General features: G+C 71.8%; 11 protein-coding genes. All 11 read right to left on the bottom strand.

The genetic code is table 11. From position 1 onward, the window contains the following. Positions 1-6 precede the first annotated feature (6 nt). On the bottom strand, positions 7-1,695 hold the full coding sequence (locus VFH59_RS10625) for a ShlB/FhaC/HecB family hemolysin secretion/activation protein (RefSeq protein ID WP_414655881.1): 1,689 nt from the start codon (positions 1,693-1,695) through the stop codon (positions 7-9). A gap of 522 nt (positions 1,696-2,217) precedes the next feature. Continuing rightward, positions 2,218-2,529, bottom strand: a complete 312-nt coding sequence (locus VFH59_RS10620) for a hypothetical protein (RefSeq protein WP_325164866.1) — start codon at positions 2,527-2,529, stop codon at positions 2,218-2,220. Further along, positions 2,526-6,230, bottom strand: a complete 3,705-nt coding sequence (locus VFH59_RS10615) for a bifunctional serine/threonine-protein kinase/formylglycine-generating enzyme family protein (protein ID WP_325164865.1) — start codon at positions 6,228-6,230, stop codon at positions 2,526-2,528. Before VFH59_RS10615 ends, VFH59_RS10620 begins: the two co-directional genes overlap by 4 nt. A gap of 61 nt (positions 6,231-6,291) precedes the next feature. Further along, positions 6,292-6,975 carry a glycine zipper domain-containing protein gene (locus VFH59_RS10610; protein WP_325164864.1) on the bottom strand — a complete coding sequence of 228 codons (684 nt, stop codon included), beginning with the start codon at positions 6,973-6,975 and terminating at the stop codon, positions 6,292-6,294. 13 nt (positions 6,976-6,988) lie between these two features. After that, positions 6,989-9,067: a serine/threonine-protein kinase gene (locus VFH59_RS10605; protein ID WP_325164863.1), complete on the bottom strand. Its 2,079-nt coding sequence runs from the start codon at positions 9,065-9,067 to the stop codon at positions 6,989-6,991. A 10-nt stretch (positions 9,068-9,077) separates the two neighbouring features. After that, a complete protein-coding gene (locus VFH59_RS10600; RefSeq protein ID WP_325164862.1) occupies positions 9,078-9,803 on the bottom strand; it encodes a PP2C family serine/threonine-protein phosphatase in 726 nt (241 codons plus the stop codon). Then, complete coding sequence (tagF, locus tag VFH59_RS10595; RefSeq protein ID WP_325164861.1) at positions 9,800-11,356, bottom strand: type VI secretion system-associated protein TagF; 1,557 nt, start codon at positions 11,354-11,356, stop codon at positions 9,800-9,802. The genes VFH59_RS10600 and tagF overlap by 4 nt, the downstream gene beginning before the upstream one ends. A gap of 2 nt (positions 11,357-11,358) precedes the next feature. Then, on the bottom strand, positions 11,359-14,871 hold the full coding sequence (tssM, locus tag VFH59_RS10590) for a type VI secretion system membrane subunit TssM (RefSeq protein ID WP_325164860.1): 3,513 nt from the start codon (positions 14,869-14,871) through the stop codon (positions 11,359-11,361). A gap of 4 nt (positions 14,872-14,875) precedes the next feature. After that, a complete protein-coding gene (gene icmH / locus VFH59_RS10585; RefSeq protein WP_325164878.1) occupies positions 14,876-16,183 on the bottom strand; it encodes a type IVB secretion system protein IcmH/DotU in 1,308 nt (435 codons plus the stop codon). 28 nt (positions 16,184-16,211) lie between these two features. Next, positions 16,212-17,549, bottom strand: coding sequence for a type VI secretion system baseplate subunit TssK (gene tssK / locus VFH59_RS10580; protein ID WP_325164859.1), 1,338 nt, complete (start codon positions 17,547-17,549; stop codon positions 16,212-16,214). A 161-nt stretch (positions 17,550-17,710) separates the two neighbouring features. Then, positions 17,711-18,449 (bottom strand): type VI secretion system-associated FHA domain protein TagH (gene tagH, locus VFH59_RS10575; protein ID WP_325164858.1); only part of this gene is annotated, 739 nt, incomplete at its 5' end.

Genomic DNA, 18,449 nt, shown 5'->3' with positions numbered 1-18,449 from the left:
GGCCCGTCAGAAGGTGAAGCCGAAGCGCGAATAGACGTGGTAGCCGCGCTTGTCCGAGGCGTCGCGGCCGCCGGCCGGGACCGAGCCGTCCAGGCGGAACTCGAAGTGGTGGAAGCGCGGGATGCGGAAGATCAGTCCCGCGCCGATGCCCTGGAGCGTCTCGACCGGGTCGTTGCCGTCGCGGTGGCGCGAGGCGTAGCCGCGGCCGAAGTCGTAGAACACTTCCACTTCCAGCAGCTCGCGCCACGGCCGGTCGTAGAACGGCGAGACACGGTCACCCAGGCCGGGCGCGTCGATGTGGTACTCCAGCGAGGTGTACCAGCCGCGGTCGGTGAGCGCGTCGGCGATCGGGTAGGCGCGCACGCTGTCCGGGCCGCCGATCACGAACTGTTCGAGCGGCGGCAGCGCGTCCCGCGTGTACTGGCCACCGAGCTTGAAATAGAACCGCTGCGAGCGGGTCAGGAATTGCAGCCGGGTGTAGGAGAACCGTGCCAGCAGGAAGTTGCTGTCGTGGTCCGGGCTCACCAGGTCCGGCTCGAGCGAGTCGTCGCGGATCGACTTGCGCAGGCTGCCCTGCAACACGTCCAGGCCGCGCAGGCGCTGGTCGGTGCGCTGCAGGCCGAAGCCCAGTTCCGCCACGTCGAAGCGCTCGTCGGAGAGCTTCACGCCGAGGGCGCCCAACTGCGACTTCTCGCGGACGTAGCGCAGCGAGCCCTGCACCGACAGGTCGTCGGTGTTGACGAATTTCCAGTCCGCACCGGCGAAGGTCGAGGACGTCGGCCCGCGCACCTTGAGGTCGGCGAAGGCGCCGCTGTTGATCTGCAGTTCGCTGCGGGTGGCGCCGATCACGCCGCTCAGGCCAGGCACCACCACGGTGGGCGCGCGGTAGCCAAGCGCGTAGTAGACGTTGCTGTGCGGATCGAGGGCGTAGTCGACGTTGGCGGTGAGCTGGTCGCCGATGCCCAGCGGACTGTTCCAGGCGACACCCGCCTGCGCGCGGTAGCGGCCGGTCAGCTCCGTGCCGTAGTTGTTGCCGCCCAGGGTGAACGTGAACGGCCGGCGGGCCTCGTGCGCAACCATCACCAGGTCGGTCTGCCCGGTCCTGGCGCCGGGCTGGAAGGTGGAGGACACCGCCACCCCGGGCAGGTCGCGCGCGTACAGCAGCGCGGAGTCGACGTCCTGCTTGCGCAGCGGCTGGCCCTTCAGCTGCTCGGCCGGCGCGGCGATCACCCCCGGCCGGTAGCGCGAGGTGCCCTTGACCACGACCTTGCCGATCGTGCCTTCGAGCACCTCCAGCCGCACGATGCCATCCTGGCCGACGTCCTGCGCCGGCACGTAGGCGGTGGCCACGATGTAGCCGGCCTTGCGGTAGCGGTCGGTGATGCGGTCGGCGACCTGCTGCAGCTGGCTGAAGTTGGCCTGCACCGACTTGCCGGTGCCGCCGGAGAGCGTGGCGAACTGCTCGTCGGCCAGCGCCTGCACGGTGGCCGGGGTGATGCCGTCTTCCACATGCGCGCCCACCCCCTGCACGCGGAAACCGCGCACGGCCAGGGTCTGCTCCTGCGCCGCGGCGGCTTCGCGTTCGCGCAGCGGCGGCACCGCGGCCGCGGGTATGGCTGCGGGTGTGGGTGCCGCGGGCGTGGCCAGCGCCTGCGCCACGGTCGCGGCGGACGGCGCGCCGGCCCCCAGGTGCACCGCCAGCACCTGCCCGGGCAGGTAGGCGTGGGCATCCGGATAGCCGGCCTGGTGCAACCGCGCGGTGATCAGCACGGCGGCGGCCTGCAGTTGCTCCGCGTCGAGCGAGGCGGTGCCTGCGGCAGCGAGTGCCTGCTGGTATTCGGACTGGATCAGCCCCTGCACCCGCGCAGCCTGCGGTCCGTCGGTCGGTACCCCGCTGACCAGGATGTCCTGCGCAGGCAGGCCGGGAGCGGCCGGCGCCGGTGGCGAGGCCTGGGCCCAGGCGTCCCCGCCCGCCAGGGCAAGGGCCACCGCTGCTGCGAGGCAAGCAATCCGCACGACATTTCCCCTTTTGACCGTTTCCCTGGCGTGGTGCCGGTTGCCGGCGCCACTCGGCGCGCAAACGGCCGGGTTTCCGGACCCGGCCGCTGGCGGGTCGCGTGCAAACACGCGGCCCCACCCTGTAGTGCGAACTGCGTCAACAAAACTGCCCACCGACGGGCCATTCCGTTCACGCTTTGCTCATCGATCGTTCACATTTCACGCGGCGAAAAAGAGCAGGCCGAGCAGCACGGCGCAGACCAGCGCGCCGGCCGCGAACACCATCAGCCAGGTCCGGCTCGAGCGCCCCGCGCCTAGCAACACGGGCAACATCTCGTCGCCGGGCGGACCGTCCGCCGCGCGGACCGGCGGCGCCAGCACGTTGCGCGCGGTGATGCCGTGGCTGTCGCGCAGCACGGACAGCACGTTGCGCCGGCGCGCGCGGTATTCGGCGCGCGCGATGCGGCCGCCGTAATGGGCCTCGTCCAGCAGGCTCAGGTCGCGGTTGACGATGCGCTCGCGCTCGTTCACGGTACTTCCCTCACCAGGCGCAGGCCGACGTCCTTCTGCGCGCCGCCGCTGTCGGCGCGATGGCTGTCGACCGTGCAGTCGGACCAGTAGCTGGTGAAGCTGCCGCCGCGTACCGCCGTGCCAGCGCCGTCGGTGACCCACTCCCAGACGTTGCCGGTCAGGTTGATCAGGCCCCACGGGTTGGGACTGCGCCCGCGCGCGGCGATCGGTGCGCCACTGCCGTCGTCGGCGCCCGCGGTGGGCGGGATGCAGTTGCTGTCCGGCGCCTGCTTCCAGCCGCCGCCGGCACGCGCGGCAGCGACCCATTCGGCGTCGGTCGGCAGGCGGTAGACGTGGCCGCTGGCGCGGCCCAGCCACGCCGCATAGGCGCGCGCCTGCGCCAGGCTGATATTGCTCACCGGCAGGCTGCCCGCGAAGCGGTCCTCCAGCACGATGGCGCTGCACTTGCCGCTCGCCACGCAGTAGCGGTTGTACTCGTTGACGGTGATTTCCGAACGGGTCATGGCGAGCGTCCTGCCGCCGGCACGCACCACCACCAGCGCGGGGCCGGGTTTGCCCTCGACGGTGTCGAAGCAGGCCCGTCCGGCGCCGACCAGGTCGGGCGCGGCGCACGGATCGGCCGACGGGCCAGCCGTGGCGATGGCCGCCGCCGGGCGGACCACGGCAGCGCTGCCCCTCCCTGCCGCGGCGTCCGCAGGCGGGGCCGTCGCCGGCGCATGCGCGGGGGGCGGCGGCGCGGTGTTCCCGTCGGTGGGAGTGGCCGCGGCGGTCGGCCGTTCCGGGGCTGGCTCGGCGCCAGCGGCCGTGAGCGAATCCAGCAGCGCGGCCAGCGACCCTTCGCCGAGCTGGCCACGCAACTTCATGTCCGCCTCGAGCGCGGCCAGGGCATCGGCGTCCGCGTGGCGCACCTGCGCCAACTGCCGGCGCAGGCGCTCCAGTTCGGCCGGCGCGACGGCCTGGCCTCGCGCCTTGACCAGGTCGGCCGCCAGCCCGTAGCGGGCGCTGGCCTTGCCCAGATCCGGGCGCTGTCCAAGCAGGCTGGTAGCCCGCGCGAGGACGTCGGTGGCCGCCTGGTAGCGACCCTTGCGGAACGCCTCGCGCGCCTGCCCGAGATAGGCGTCGGCGAGCAGTTGCGGACCTTCGCCGGCCAGGAACGGATGCTGCGGCGCGAGCGCGCGGATGCGCGCCATCGATTCCTGCGCCTTGGCGGTGTCGCCCGCCGCGGCCGCGCGCTTGACCGATTCGATGCGCGCGGTGACTTCGGCCGCGGCGCTCTCCTGCGCCAGGCGATCCTGCTGCTGCCTGTCCAGCAGGGCCAGGCGATCGTGCTCGGTATGCAGTGCGGCCGACTTCGGCGCCACGGTCAGGCCGAATTCGACCAGCGCCACGTCCTGTGGCAAGTGCAGCGCGTCGGTCTGCTGGTCGGCGGCCCTGGCGATGGCGGCGGCCAGCTGGTCGACCAGTGCGCGGGTCTGCGGCGAGGTGTCGCCCCTGAGCGGCGCCATCGCGGCGGCGACCTGGCGCTGCCAGTCGGCGGTGGCTTCCGGATGGGCGAGCAGCCCGGCCAGGGCGGTGCGCGCTTCGGGGAGGCTGGTCGCCGCCGCCGCGGCCGGCGCGGCTTCGACCGTGCCGGCGCCCATCGCCTGCAGCTGCGCCTGGCGGCGTTGCAGCCGTGCCGAGTCGGGGAACAGGGCCAGTGCCTGCTTGAGGTGCGCGGCTGCCTGGTCGCCGTGGTGCTGCGCCATCGTGTTGCCGATCGCGATGTCGTACTTGAGCTCCAGCTCGGCGTTCCGGAGCAGGCTGCTGGTCGGGTCGATCGCGCGGATCCTGCCCAGCGTCTCGATGGCATTGTCCGGCTGGTCGGCGAAGATCGCACCGGCCTCGATGCGCTGGGCGAGCTGCGTGTCCAGGCTATTGAGCAGCTCGTTCTTCTGCTGCTCCATCGTGCTGCGGCGGATGTCGAGCTCGGGCGAGTACAGCTTGAGCTGGTCGCGCAGCGCGAACAGTTGCTGCGCGTGGGCGTAGTCGTAGCGACCCTGCGCGGGATTCCAGTAGGCGTCCAGGCGGCTCAGCAGGAAGCGCTGGATGAGGTCGCCCTGGTCCAGCACCAGACGCTTGCGTTCCTCGTCGCCGAGCGTGTCCAGCGCGGCCATCGCCTGCGCCTCGTCGGCGTAGCGGTGCGCGTCGTCCGGCGCGAAGCGGGCGATCACCTGGGCCACCTTGCGCTGGTGCAGGTAGTGGGTGCCGCCCCAGCCGCCGGCGACGAGCACCACCAGCGCGCCGGTGCTCCAGGCCAGGTACGGGCCGATGCGCTCGCGCAGGCTGACCTCGCGCAGGCCCTCGACGAACTCCTGCGCGCTGCGCAGGCGCTCCTCGCCGCGGAACGCGACCGCATCGCACAGCGCCTTGTACTGGCGACGGGTGAGCCCCGGCACCGGCGGCGGCCTGCGCCCTTCACGCATGGCCACCTCGGCGCTCACCTTGTCGAACGGGTGCTTGCCTGTAAGCAGCTCGAATGCGACGCAGCCCAATGCGTAGATGTCGTCGCTGGGGGTTGGCTCACTGCCCTGGATCATCTCCAGGCTGGCGTAGGCCGGGGTCAGCGCACCCAGCGTGCCGGCGTCGAACACGGTCTGCTCGCCGACCGCTTCACCCATGTGCTTGCCGGCGCGCGCGATGCCGAAGTCGAACACCTTCGGCACGCCCTCGCGCGTGACCATCACGTTGCCGGGCTTGAAGTCCGAGTGCACCACGCCGGCGGCGTGCGCGCGCTTGAGCGCCCAGGCCATGCCCTCGATCAGCGGACGGGCCTTGGCCAGTGGCATGCCGTTATAGGCGCGCTCGCGGATCAGCGCCTTCATGTCCGAGCCGTCGACGTACTCCATGGTCATGAAGACGATGGTGCCGTCCTTGTCGAAATCGTAGACGCGCACGATGTTGTCGTGCGCCAGCGACTGCGAGCGGCGCGATTCGCGCTGCAACGCGATCAGCGAGTCGGGGTGGCGGCGGAACTCGTCGTTCAGCACCTTCACCGCGACGTAGGGATCGCGGTCGCGTGCCTCGACCTTGCGCTCGTCGCGCGCCAGGAACACCACGCCCATGCCGCCGCGGCCGATCTCGCGCTCGAGCAGGAAGCGGCCCTTGAGCAGCATGCCGACGTGCGCGTGGTCGCCGCCCTCGACACCCGCCAGGCGTTCCCAGCTGGCGCTGTTGCCCGAGTGCGGACCGGACCCGGTTCCGGTCGAGGAGGCATCGTCCGCGGCGCGCCCGTGCGAGGCGGGCATCACCACGGTCGCGTCGCCGGCCGGGACGGCGGCCACCGCCGGACGCGTCGCCGGCACGACCAAGGTGGCGTCGCCGGGCTCCCCGGACGGGGCCCGGGCGATGGCCGTGGGCACCACCCTCGTGGCTTCCGCGTCCACCACTGCCAGGCCGGCGTCCGCGCGGGGCGCCACCCTCGTGGCGTCGTCGAACGCCAGGTCCTCGGTCGCCGGGGCCTGCACCACCATCAGCCGCTCCAGCAGCACGCGGCCGACCTCCGCATCCAGTTCGCCGCCGTCGTGCAGCCGGCGCACCAGTGCGAGCTCGTCGCGGTGGCGATCCGCGGGCACGGAGCCGCGCCGCGCCAGTGCATCGAGCAGCACCGGAAGCGGCAGGTGGCCATTGCGGAAGGCGGCGATCAGTTCGTCAAGCGTGTTCATGCAAGGCTCTTCGTCGGTGCGTCGGAGTCACGGTTGCGCCGATGGCCGGGCTCTCGCCCGGTCAGCTGACCACCAGCATGGGTACTTCGTTGGTGCGCACCTGCCGGCCGTCCATGTAGAGCGCCGAACGCATCGTGTAGCGGCCGTCCTGGATGCCCTTGGGCAGGTTGAAGTCGAAGTTCGTCTCGTACTCGCCGGTGCCGTCGATGGCGGTGGCGTCCTTGGTCACCGTGGTCAGCTGGCGGCCGTCGGGCGCGAACAGGGTCAGCTGCTCCTTCAGCTGTGGCGCCGCGTCGTGGGTGCCGCGCACCAGCGTGACGCGCGACTGCATCGCGGCCTTGCTGCCGGAACGGATCGTCTCGCCGGGCAGCAGCGCGGTCTGATAGGCGCTGATGGTGTTGCTCGCCGGCAGGGTGCCGCGGTCGTGCCGGTACTGGTCCTCCACCGAGCGCGCGTCACGCACCTTGCGCGCGTGGTAGTTGTAGGCGATGCAGGCGAACGCGCCGATGCCGGCGCCGATGACCGCGCCGGCCAGATGGCCCTTGCCCTTGCCGAACATCGACCCGGCCAGCGCACCGAGGGCTCCGCCCAGGGCCGGATTGCATTCGGGCGAGGCCGGTTCGCCGGTGCGGGTGGGGGCCGCGTCGGCAGCCGGCATGCCCAGTCCGCCCATTTGCGCGCAACCGCTCAGGGCCAGCACGCAGGCTGCACCCAACAGGCTGGTACCGCGGAATCCGTGATGCATGGCGAGTCCCTCCTCAGTTGATCGAGATGCTGTTCATGGCCTGCTGCTGCGCCTGCCGGGCGCGGCGCAGGAGTCGTGCGGCGGACGCGTCGCCCGGGTTCACCTGCAGCGCGGCCCTGGCATTGGCGATGGCGGCCGAGTAGTTCTGCTGGGCGAAGTTGCGCTCGCCTTCGCGCAGCAGGCCGGCCGCCACTTCCTGCATGCGGCTGGCAGGACCGGTGGGCGGCGGGACGGCCTGATGCTGTTCGGTCGGCGCCGTCCCGGGTGGGGCCGAGGCCTGCGACGGCGGCTGCGCGGCCGTCGCGTCCGGCTCGTGAACGGGCACCGGCATGCCCTGTGCCGGCGGCGCTGGCGCCGGTGCCGGCGTCGGCATCGCGAGGGACCGGTCCAGCTCCTGCTTTTCCCTTTCCACGGCCGCACGCTTGAGATCCAGTCGCGGCAGGAACAGGTGCAGCCGCGCGGGCAGCTCGAACACGCGCTCGGCGGAGGCGTAATCGCGCCGGCCGCGGGCGGGGTTCCAGTAGGCATCGACACGGTCGAGCAGGAATTGCTGGACCTGCTCGCCCTGGTCAAGCATCAACCGTCGGCGCCCGTCCTCGCCCAACGGCTCGAGCGCGGCCGCCATCGCTCCCTCGTCGGCGAAGTGCCGCGGGTCGGCTGGCTGGAAACGTGCCGCGACCCCGGCCACCTGGTGCGCGCGCCACTGCCCGAGCGCGCCCCAGCCGGCTGCCGCCAGCAGCAGGATGCCGATCAGCGTCCAGGCGAGCGGCCGGCCGAGGCGCTCGCCCAGGCCGACGTCGCGCAATCCGTCGACCAGCCGGTCCGCGGCTTTCAGACGCTTGTCGGCCGTGAAGGCGACGGCGTCGCACAACGTCCTGTACTGCCGCCGGGTGAGTCCCGGCACTGGCGGCGGCTTGCGCCCCTCGCGCACCGCCACCTCGGCACTCACCCTGTCGAACGGGTGCCTGCCGGTGAGCAGCTCGAAGGCCACGCAGCCCAGCGCGTAGATATCGTCGGCGGGCTGCGGCGGCCTGCCCTGGATCATTTCCAGGCTGGCATAGGCCGGCGTCAGCGCGCCCAGCCGGCCCGCGTCGAACACGGTCTGGTCCTCGTCCGGCTCGCCCGGCTGCTTGCCGGCGCGGGCGATGCCGAAGTCGAACACCTTGGGCGTGCCCTGGCGCGTGACCATGACGTTGCCGGGCTTGAAGTCCGAATGCACCACGCCGGCGTCGTGCGCGCGCTTGAGCGCGCGCGCCATGCCCTCGATCAGCGGCCTCGCCCTGGCCAGCGGCAGGCCCCGGAACGCGCTCTCGCGGATCAGCGTCTTGAGGTCGGAACCGTCGACGTATTCCATCGTCATGAAGACGATGGTGCCGTCCTTGTCGAAGTCGTAGACGCGCACGATGTTGTCGTGCGCCAGCTGCTGCGAGCGACGCGATTCGCGCTGCAACGCGATCAGCGAATCGGGATGGCGGCGGAATTCGTCGTTGAGCACCTTCACCGCGACGTAGGGATCGCGGTCGCGCGCTTCCACCTTGCGCTCGTCACGCGCCAGGAACACCACGCCCATGCCGCCGCGGCCGATCTCGCGCTCGAGCAGGAAGCGACCCTTGAGCAGCCTGCCGATCGTCGCCTGGTCACCGCCCGCCACATCGGCCAGTTGCTGCCAGCCGGCGGCGTCGACGCTGGCTGTGCCGCCCGCGGTATGACGACCGGTAACGCCGGTACGGCTCGCCTCCGGGCGGGCGGAGGCCGGCTTGACCACGGTCGCCTGGTCCGCTGCTGCGGGGTCGGGTCCCGGAGGCCCCATCGGTGCCACGCAGGTAGCCTCGCGGGCATCCGCCATCGCCACCACCGGGGCCTCTTGCTCGCCGGCGTGACGCAGCGTTTCCAGGCGCTCGGCCACCAGCTGCGCGACGCCGGCGTCCAGGCTGCCGTCCTCGCGCATCCGCGCGAGCCACTGCAAGTCGGCCGCGTGCTGGTCCGCAGGTACCGCCCCGCGCTCGGCCAGCGCATCGACCAGCAACGCCGGCAACGACAGCTCCCCGGCCTGGTAAGCCTCGATCAGGGCGCTTAGCGAGGGGGTGGCCATGGTCGTCGCGTCAGCCCTGCAGCCGCACGACCACGGCGGACACGTTGTCGCGCGCCGCGCGGGCCATGGCCAGCGAGAACAGCCCCTGCAGCAGGTCGGCCGGCGACTGTGGGCGCGCGCACTGCGCGTCGATCTCCTCGTCGGACATTTCCTTGTTGATCCCGTCGGAGCACAGCACGAACTGCATGCCGGGACGGTTGCCGGCGACCACCCAGTCGACGAACAGACGCTCCTCCGCGCCGATCGCGCGGGTCAGCACGCCGGCGCTCGGCTGCGGCCGCGCGGGCGCCGGGCCACCGGCGAACTGGGTCACCTCCTCTTTGATCCCGTGCACGTGGTCGCGGGTGATCTGATGGAGGTGGCCGTCCTCGAAGCAGTAGGCCCGGCTGTCGCCCACCCAGCCGCACAGCATGAACTCCGGGTCGTACACCAGCAGCACCACGGTCGAGCCGATCAGGTCCACACCGCGCGCCATGGCGACCTGTCGCAGTTCGGTGTTGACCCTGGCCAGCGTGTCCTCGATCGACTCGATGAATTCGAACACGTCGCCGGTACGCTGCAGTGCCCCGAGCCGCTCGACGATCAGCCCGCTGGCGTAGTCGCCGGCCGAGTGTCCGCCGAGGCCGTCGGCGACCACCCACAGGCCGACGTCCTCGCGTATCAGGATGGCGTCCTCGTTGTGCTTGCGGACCTTGCCGGTATGGGTATGCCCGGCGGACAGGTAGCGCACGGTCATGGCTGCACCTCGATCACGGCCAGCGGCCAGGGCCGCGAGTGGGTGGGACCCAGCGCCCGGGCCAGGCGTGACTGGGCGTCCTCCGGCGTGGCGGCGGCCAGCGCCTGGGCCAGCGTGGCGAGCGGGAGCTGCGTATGGGCGACGCCTGCGAGCAGCACCAGGCGGTCGCCGGGCAGCAGCTCGCAGGCGATCTGCTCGCAGCTCGGCGTGCCTTCGGCACCCAGGCCCGGCACAGTGGAGGCGTCGTTGCCGCCGAACAGCAGGTCGTCCAGGTCGCCGCCGCCGGGCAGCGGGGGTTGCGCCGGGGCGGCAGCGAACAGCGGACGCACCCTTCCGCCGCGCCAGTGCCAGGCACCCGCGGCGCCCACGCGCAGCAACCCGGCCTGGGTGCCGGCCACGCGGGCGGCCACCACCGCACCGTCCTCGCCGACGCGGCCGTGGCGCAACAGCGGATGCAGCGCCATCAACCGGGCGCGCAGCGCATGCGTGCCGGGGGCGGCCTCGTCGGTCGCGCTCATCTCCGCGGCGACGCTGGCCGCCGCGGCGGCGGCGCGGCGGCGCGGATCGGCCAGGCCCATGTCGGCCGCCACCAGGGTGAGCGCGCACGCCGGGTGGCGTACCACGGCCGCGCCGGGCGCGGTCTGCAGGGTCAACTCGGTCGCGACGGCCGGTGCTGCCACGGCCGCCGCCGACATCTGCGCCTGGCGCATGTAGCCCGGGACCGTCACGTCGTCGTCCGGCTCGCGCAGCACCACCGGAGGCGGTGCCGGCACGGATTCGGCCATGGCCGGTGCCGCCGGCCGGGCGAGTGGCGCAGCGGTGCCCGCCGGCGTCTGCCATGCGCCGGTGCGGGCCGCGTCGAGGAAGCTTGCGTAGGCCTCGGCCGCGGGGAGGCCCCGGGTGGCCAGGATCCCGGCCGGCACGCGGCCGGCACCCTCGCTCCACCACAGGCACCAGGGACCGCCATGGCTCGCGAGCCGTCGCCACAACGCGACCAACGCGCCGGTGTCGATCGCCCGCGCCGGCAGCGGCAGGCGCCAATGGGTCGCGCGGCTGAAGTCGATGCCATCGCACAGGTCCGCCGGCAGCGGAGCGACGGTCGACGGACCCGGCAGCGCCGCCACCAGCGTGTCGAAGCCTTCGGCATCCACCGGCGCGCCGCGCTGGCCCTGCGCATGCACGCGCGCCAGCGCGTCGAACCAGCCGGCGCCCTCGCGCAGCAGCGGCTCGACCTGGGCCGGCGTGACCGGCGCGGCCAGCACCATCGGAAAGCTGCGGCCGACGCGGTCGTCGGCCGGGCCGAACACGCCGGCCCAGGCGCCCTCGCCGCACGCCTGCGGCGACAGCACGAAGCGCCAGGTCGGGCTGGCTCGATAGGCCGCCGCCCACTCCTCGCCGAGCTCTTCGCGGCTGGCGAACACGGCCTGCTCGAAGTGCCGGTCCCAGCGCTCGACGAACGCCGTCGGCAGGCGCCGTTGCACGAAGTCCCCCGCGCCCGGCAACTTGCCGAAGAAACCCACGCTCGCCGTCCCGCCCCCCGTCGGTCCGGACATGGCTAGCCCCCGCACCGGAAGCGCTGGACCTGCGTGTTCAGGAACGGATTCTTCAGATTGCTCGCCTGCACCACCAGTTGCACCGCCTGGCCACCGAAGTCGAAATGCGCCTGGTAGCGCAGGTCCGACTGGCGGGCGAGCTGTGCCGCCTGCAGCGCGTGGAAGAACGCCCAGTCGCCCTGGTAGTCGTAGCTGCTGAGCAGGTTGCCCGAGGTATCCCAGGCCGAAACTTTCACCTGCCCCGGCGTCGGGCCCGGCCACTTCATCGCCATGCTGGTGGTGCCGCCGGGCTTGTAGTCGAAGGTCTGCCCGTCGATGGCGATGGCGAAGTGGCCGATGCCCGGCGCGAGCACCGGCGCCAGCAGCGTGAAGCCGACCTCCGGCGTCGGGCTGCCGGCGCGGAAGTACATCTGCTTGATGCTGTCGGCCAGCTGCATCTGCGCCAGCATCGAGGCCGAGCCGCTGACCGCCCCCGGCCCGCTCTTCCACTGCCAGGTGCGGCCACTGGTGTCGACCAGCTTGGCCAGGGTCTGCTTGAAAAAGCCGTCGTAGCGGCCGCCGTAGCCGAACACCTCGGCGAAGTTCTGCACCGGGATGTCGTTGCGGCTCGTCGGCGAGAACGGGAAACGGCCCTGGGTGAACGCCGCGCAGTCCTGTGCGGCGGCCTGCTGGAACTGCTCGTCCAGCGCTCCCTTGGTGCCACTGGCGACCAGCGCCTGGCTCTTGCCGGTGAGCGAGGCGACCCAGCCGGACACCGGCGGCGGCAACTGCGCCGCGGCTTGCTGCGCCATCAGCAACTGCGGGTTGGGCTGGCCGGCCGCGTCGCTGAAGTCGGTCATGGTGAGCAGGGTCTTGCTGAGCTGGTCGAGCGCGGCCAGGGTCTGGTCGATCGGCGCCGCGCCGGGCGCGCCTTCGCTCAGCTTGTCGAGCGTGTCGAAGTGCGCGCTGATGGCACTGCCGGGCGGGGCTTCGTCCGCGGCGGCGGCACCCCCGCCGACCTTGGCCAGCGCGCGGCCCAGCGCGTTCTGCGTGGCCTTCTTGGCGGCCGCGTCCTTGGCCGCGTCCAGTGCCTTGTCGCCCGCGTCGGAGGCCGGCGCGCGCAGCATGTCGCTGGTGTTGTCGCGCACCAGCCTGAGCAGCGCCTTCAGCGGCGAGCTCGGGCCCGAGAGCTTGGCGGCGATGGTGCTGGCGTCCTGGATGCTCGCCGCCGGCTGCAGTTGCAGGTCGGCCAGCAGCGCGTCCCAGGCCTTGATGTAGTCGGTCTCGTAGAGCGCCAGCACCTGCCGCGAGAGCCGCGCCTGCGCCAGCGCATCGATCGGCTCGCCACCGAATACCCAGTCGTCCGCGGCGAACTGCTTGACCGCTTCCCCCACGCCCTTGTCCGCCTCGATGGCGAACACCGGCTGCGTGTACAGCGCCGGCAGCGGCTCGGACAGCGGCTTGCCGCTCTGGCGGCGAAACACGTTGCCGAGCAGACCCAGCTCCTTGTCCAGTTGCAGCGGCTTGCCGGCGTTCTCGGCCGAGAGCTTCATGCTGCCGTAGACCAGCGTGGAGAGGTCGGCCGTGCGCAGCGTGGTGCGCGCCTGCTCGACCAGCGCGGCGTCGAGCGGCAGCGCGCGCAACTGGCCGGGTTCCTCGACCAGCGCCTGGAAGTGCTTCGCCAGCGCCTGCTGCAGCACCGGTTCGTCGGGGAACACCTTGCGCCACTCCAGGTTGGCCAGCGCGACCAGCTCATCGGCATCCAGGTGCTTGGGCTCGCCCAGCATCAGGTAGCCCTTGAGGTAGTAGTACAGCGCCTGCGGGTCGGACGCGCTGGCGGCCAGGCCACCGCGGAACTGCGCGCCAACGCCGGGCAGCAGCAGCGCGTTGAGCTCGCGCAGGTAGGCTGCGTGCAGGTCCTCACCGACCGCCTTGCCCTGGTACAGGCCCAGCCGCATGGACATCGGCACGCCACCTTCGGGCGTGGCCGTCTGCTGTACGGCGGACAGCGCCTCGAGGCGGTCGAGCACCTTGGCGAAGTACTCCTTCGGCGTCGCGCTGGCCGGCAGGTCCACGCCGGCCGGGTAGCCCTTCAGCGCATCCTGCACCTGCCCCAGGTAAGCGCGGTTGCGCGCGTAGCTGGTGGCGAAGCCGGAGCACAGCAGCACGGTGAACAAGGCCATGCCGGCGTAGGCGGCCAGCTGCACGGCGACCTTGCGCCGCTCGATCGCGGGATTGGTGCCGGCCAGGCCCGACTCGCGGAACAGCACGTCCTTGAGCAGCCGCTCGACGAAGAAGGTGCGCCGCTGCGCGCCCGGCGCATGCACGCGCGCGGCGTCCAGCCCGAAGGTGCGCGCCACCGCGCCCATCATGCGGTCGATCGGGGTGCCCTCCTGGGTGCCGGAGGTGAGATAGACGCCGCGCAGCAGCGGCGGCGTGCCGTAGGCATGCGCACCGAACACGCCCTCGACGAACTGCCGCGCGGTCTCGCCCAGTGCCGCCAGCTGTTGCGGGAACGACAGCACGGCGGCGCGACGGCCGCGGTCGCGCTCGGCATGCAGGCGGTCGAGCGTGCGCGTATTGAGCCGGTCCAGCAGCAGCCGGTACTCGTCGGCGAAGGCCTTGGCGGCACTGCCGTCCATGGTCTTGCCGAGCGGGAAGGACACGCCCCAGACCTGGCTGCGCAGCTCCGGGTTCATGTCGTCGAAGAACTCGCCGAAGCCGGCCACCAGGTCGCACTTGGTCAGCACCAGATAGACCGGCACGCCGATCTTCAGATGCTCGGAGAGCTCGTCCAGACGGCGGCGGATCGCGCGCGCATGGTCCTGCCGCGCGGCGTCGTCCAGCACCATCAGGTCGGACAGGCTCATCGCCACGATCACGCCGTTGATCGGCCGCCGCCTGCGGTAGCGGCGCAGGAGCTTGAGGAACTCGCCCCAGGCATTGCCGTCGGCCGTGCGGTCCGAATCCTGCGTGGTGTACCGGCCGGCGGTGTCGAGGAACACCGCCTCGTCGGTGAACCACCAGTCGCAGTTGCGGGTGCCGCCGACGCCGCGCAGCGCTTCCTTGCCGAAGCGCTCGGACAGCGGGAAGTTGAGTCCGGAGTTCTGCAGCAGCGTGCTCTTGCCCGAGCCCGGCGGCCCGATCACCACGTACCAGGGCAACGCATAGAGGTTGCCGCGGCGACGCTTGCGCAGCATCTCGACCGCCTCGGCGAAACGGCTCTGCAGCTGCGTGCGCTCGCCCGCGCCGCGGGTGTCGCCGCCTTCGGCGGGCGCTGCGCCCCCCTGTCCGGCCAGTTCGCCGGACATCCTGTTCGCCTTGCCGCGCGCACGCAGTGCCTGCACCTGCAGCCAGGCGCCCCAGGCCAGCACGATCAGCATGATCAGCAGCAGCCGCGCGACCGGGCTGGCCAGCGGCTGCGCATCCCCGATGCCCAGGTAGGGACCGCCGAGCCACACCAGCACCGACAGCAGCAGCACGCCGACCAGGGTGACGAACCAGGCGGATTTCAGAAGGCTCAGCAACTTCGCCACGGCGTCAGGCCTCCGGGATGAACTTGATTTCGACGCGGCGGTTGCGCGTGCGGTTGTCCGGCAGATCCGGCGGCAGCGCGATCGGCTGCGAGGCACCGGCGCCGGTGGACTCGATGCGGCCCGGGTTGTCCAGCCCCTGCGTGAGGATCTGCCGCACCGACTGCGCCCGTGCCGCCGACAACGCGAAGTTGTCCTTGAACTTGAGCGAGTGGATCGGCTGGTCGTCGGTGTGGCCGATCACGATCACGCGGCCGGGCACCTGGTTGAGCGCGGCGGTGATCTTGTGCAGCAGCGGCAACTCGCGCTCGTTCACGTCGACACCGCCGGAGGCGAACATCGCGTTGCCGGAAAGCCGAAGCATCGCCTGCCCGTCGGGCTGCTCGTCGATGCTCAGCAACCCGGCCTGTTCTTCCGGTGCCAGGAGTTGCTTCAGCCGTTTGCGCTCGGGGGCGGGACGGTGCGCCGTGTCCGGCGGCGTCGCACCCTCCAGTCCGATCCGCGCGAGCTGCGCATTGACCGGCGAAGCGGCATCGTTGAGTCGGGTGTAGAAGAACAGGAAAGCCGCCAGCAGCACGCAGGCGGCAGCGGTGGCGATCACCCACAGCGGCACGTAGCGCACCAGCGGGTTGCGTCGATCCTCGACGCCGCGCCAGTGCGGCGCCAGTTCCTGTGCCGCCGGCGCACGCTGCTCCTTGAGGCGCCGGTAAAGGTCTTCCTGGATGTCCGCCAGCTTGGCGCGCCCGCCCGCCTCGATCTGGTAGCGGCCGCCGAAGCCCAGCGCCAGGCAGATGTACATCAGTTCGATCAGGTCGATATGCCTGGAGAAATCGGCACACAGCCGCTCGAGGATCTGGAAGAACTTGGCGCCGCCGTACGATTCGCTGTGGAACGCCACCAGCAGGGTCTGCTGCGCCCAGCCGCTGTGCTCGCCCCAGGGCGCGTTGAGCACCGACTCGTCGAGCATGGTGCACAGCACGTAGCGCGCGGCGAGCACGGTCTGCTGCGGCAGGTTGGCCGCCTGCGCGCGGCTTTCGAAACGGCGCACCTGGGCGGTCGCCTGCTCGCGCAGGCGCGCGGCGTCCGGCGCCGTGGCGCTGTGGCGCAGTTGCACCGCCAGCAGCAGCAGGGGGCTGGCTGCCTGCACCAGCGGGTTCATGCCGCCGCCGAGGAAACCGCTGATGTCCTCCTCGCGCGCGGGCTGGGCCGCGGCGCCGTACGCGGCCGGCGGCGGCACGTGGGCGGCGGGCGACGGCGCCATGGGCGCGGCCGGTGCGGGTGCGCCGCGCGGGCGCACCACGGTGGCGTCGCGCATGTCCTCGTCGAAGGGACCGCTCATGGCATCAGCTCCGGATGGCCCACAGTTGCAGGTCGAGGCCGGCGAACTCGCTGCCGAAATGGAACGCGATGCCGCCGGAGGTCTTCAGCTCGCGCCACATCGGCGAGTGCTTGTCGAACTCGAAGTAGAGGTAGCCCGCGTTGTAGGGAATCTGCCGTGGCGCCACCGGCATCGGCTGCACCGCGATGCCGGGCAGCTGCAGGTTGACCAGGTCGCGGATCTTCTCGGTCGGGCCGATCTTGGCGTGCGCGGGCAGCTGCCGGCGCAGGTCCTCGGACTTCATGTCGGCCTTGGCCGAGAGCACGAAGGCGGCGGTGTCGATCAGCGTCAGGTCGGGCACCACCGCCACCCACACGCCGTACTTGCGTTGCTGCAGCGGGATCGGCGTGGCGGTCAGCTCCATCACCGCGCTGAGCGCGTTGCGCAGCGAGACGATCACCGGCTCGAAGCTCTCGCGCAAGAGCTCGTGGCGGTACGGCGGGAACATCGGCGGACGCTTGCCCGGCGCGGTGAAGGTGGTGAGCTCGCCGGCCATCGCCACCAGCGTGCGGTAGAAGGCTTCGGGGTGCTCCAGCGGCGCCTCGGCCAGGTGCGCGACCAGCGGCTGGTAGCGGTTGACCACCTGCAGCATCAGGAAATCGGCAATCTCGGCCGCACCGCCACGGTCGGTCAGCGCGACGCGGCTGGCCAGCGCCTCGCCGCGCTGGTGCAGGAGGCCGAGCAGCTCGGTGAGGAAGGTCACCAGCCGCGGTACGGCCTGGCAGCTCAAGGCCGAGGGCATGAAAGTCTCGTCCAGCATCACGCGACGGTCGGCACGGCATTCGACGATGCGCGCGACCGGGATCTGCGCCAGGCCCTCCATCGGCTGCGACTGCGGCAGCAGGCGCGTGCTCATGCCGCCGACTTCCAGTGGGGTCAGGCCCTCGACGCTGCCGGAGCTGTCACGCACTTCGGTCTCGCGCACGCGGTAGCGGAACAGCCGTTCGGCCGGCGCTTCAGGCCGGCCGCTTTCCGGCTGCGTGGGCGAGCGCAGCGGCAGGGTCAGGTAGACGGTCTGGTCGCGCCAGTTGGCGTCGACCTCGAGCGCCGGCGGCAGCGGGTCGTCGCCGGGCATGGAGAACGGCGTGCCGTCGGGAAAGATGCCGCGCGCCCGGCGGATGCCGAGCTTGCCGATGGCCAGCAGGTCGGGCTCCAGCTCCAGCTCCTGGAAGCCCCAGGCGTAGGGCCGCAGGGCGCCGGCACGCAGCTCGACGAAGCGCTCGAAGTAGCGCTCCTGCTGCTGCAGGTGCTGCGGGCGCAGGAACAGGCCCTCGCTCCATACCACTTTGTTGTTTTGCGTCATGACCGACCTGTCTGCTCGAGTTGCCATGGGCGTCCTGCAGGGGCGCCCGGGGGCGCGACCTGGTAACCCCCGCCGCGCCCAGGGCGCTCCTGCGGAACCCGGCCGAAGCGCCGGGCCCTTCCTCTAGTGCGTGTTTTTCAGGTGAAAAGCGCCATGCGCGCTCATCGCTGCCGTGCCCGCGCCGACTTCAGCCGTGCCAGCTGCTCCTCGTAGGCACGCGCGAACTCGTCACCGAACAGGCGGCGGAAGCATTCGTCCGGGTCCTTGGCCAGCGCCTCGAAGTTCTCGCGGTGGCGCTCCCAGTAGCGGCCCTTGCCGCCGAACGCCGAGCGCTTGCCGCCATCGACTTCCTGCTCCAGCCGGTCCGGGTTGAAGTGCGCCAGCACCGCCTCGAAACCGGCGCGCACGCCGGCCAGCATGGCCATCTGGTGGCAGCGGATGTCGTCGAAGGCGTCCTGGAAGGCATCGATGCCGGAGAGGAAGGCGCCGTTGCCGGGCGCGAGCAGCTTCTGCAGTGCCTCGTCCGCGGTCGGCGCGAACTTCAGCGGGTTGTTCTCCGAGCGCTGGATCAGCGTGACCGGCAGGCGGAAGGTGTTCTTGATCTCGGCGCGCGCGCGCAGCACGTCCATCACGCCGTCAACCACGATGCGGAAGATCGTGTCCAGTTCGGGCGGCAAGGCCGCCGTGGATGTCACCGCAGCGATCGGTGCGGCGACGACATGCGCGACTGCCGGCGGCGGTGGCATCGGTGCAGGCGGCGGCGGTGCCGGTGCGGGCATCGACGGCGCGGGAGCGGGCACCGGGGCCTTGGGCGCGAAGTCGCCCATGGTCAGGTCCCAGTTCTCCGGCAGCGCCTCGCGCTGCCCGGCGACGCCTGGCGGATGGAAATGGTCCGCCATG

Source organism: Frateuria sp. (assembly GCF_035695185.1).
GTDB lineage: Bacteria > Pseudomonadota > Gammaproteobacteria > Xanthomonadales > Rhodanobacteraceae > Frateuria_A.
The sequence above is the reverse complement of the archived record's forward strand: the minus strand, read 5'-3'. Positions and strand labels throughout refer to the sequence as shown.

Excerpts from the sequence above, each read along its gene's own strand:
- tssK (WP_325164859.1), bottom strand. The coding sequence starts at position 17,549 with ATGACGCAAAACAACAAAGTGGTATGGAGCGAGGGCCTGTTCCTGCGC.
- tagF (WP_325164861.1), bottom strand. The coding sequence starts at position 11,356 with ATGTCCGGACCGACGGGGGGCGGGACGGCGAGCGTGGGTTTCTTCGGC.
- VFH59_RS10605 (WP_325164863.1), bottom strand. The coding sequence starts at position 9,067 with ATGGCCACCCCCTCGCTAAGCGCCCTGATCGAGGCTTACCAGGCCGGG.
- VFH59_RS10600 (WP_325164862.1), bottom strand. The coding sequence starts at position 9,803 with ATGACCGTGCGCTACCTGTCCGCCGGGCATACCCATACCGGCAAGGTC.
- VFH59_RS10610 (WP_325164864.1), bottom strand. The coding sequence starts at position 6,975 with ATGCATCACGGATTCCGCGGTACCAGCCTGTTGGGTGCAGCCTGCGTG.
- VFH59_RS10615 (WP_325164865.1), bottom strand. The coding sequence starts at position 6,230 with ATGAACACGCTTGACGAACTGATCGCCGCCTTCCGCAATGGCCACCTG.
- icmH (WP_325164878.1), bottom strand. The coding sequence starts at position 16,183 with ATGCGCGACGCCACCGTGGTGCGCCCGCGCGGCGCACCCGCACCGGCC.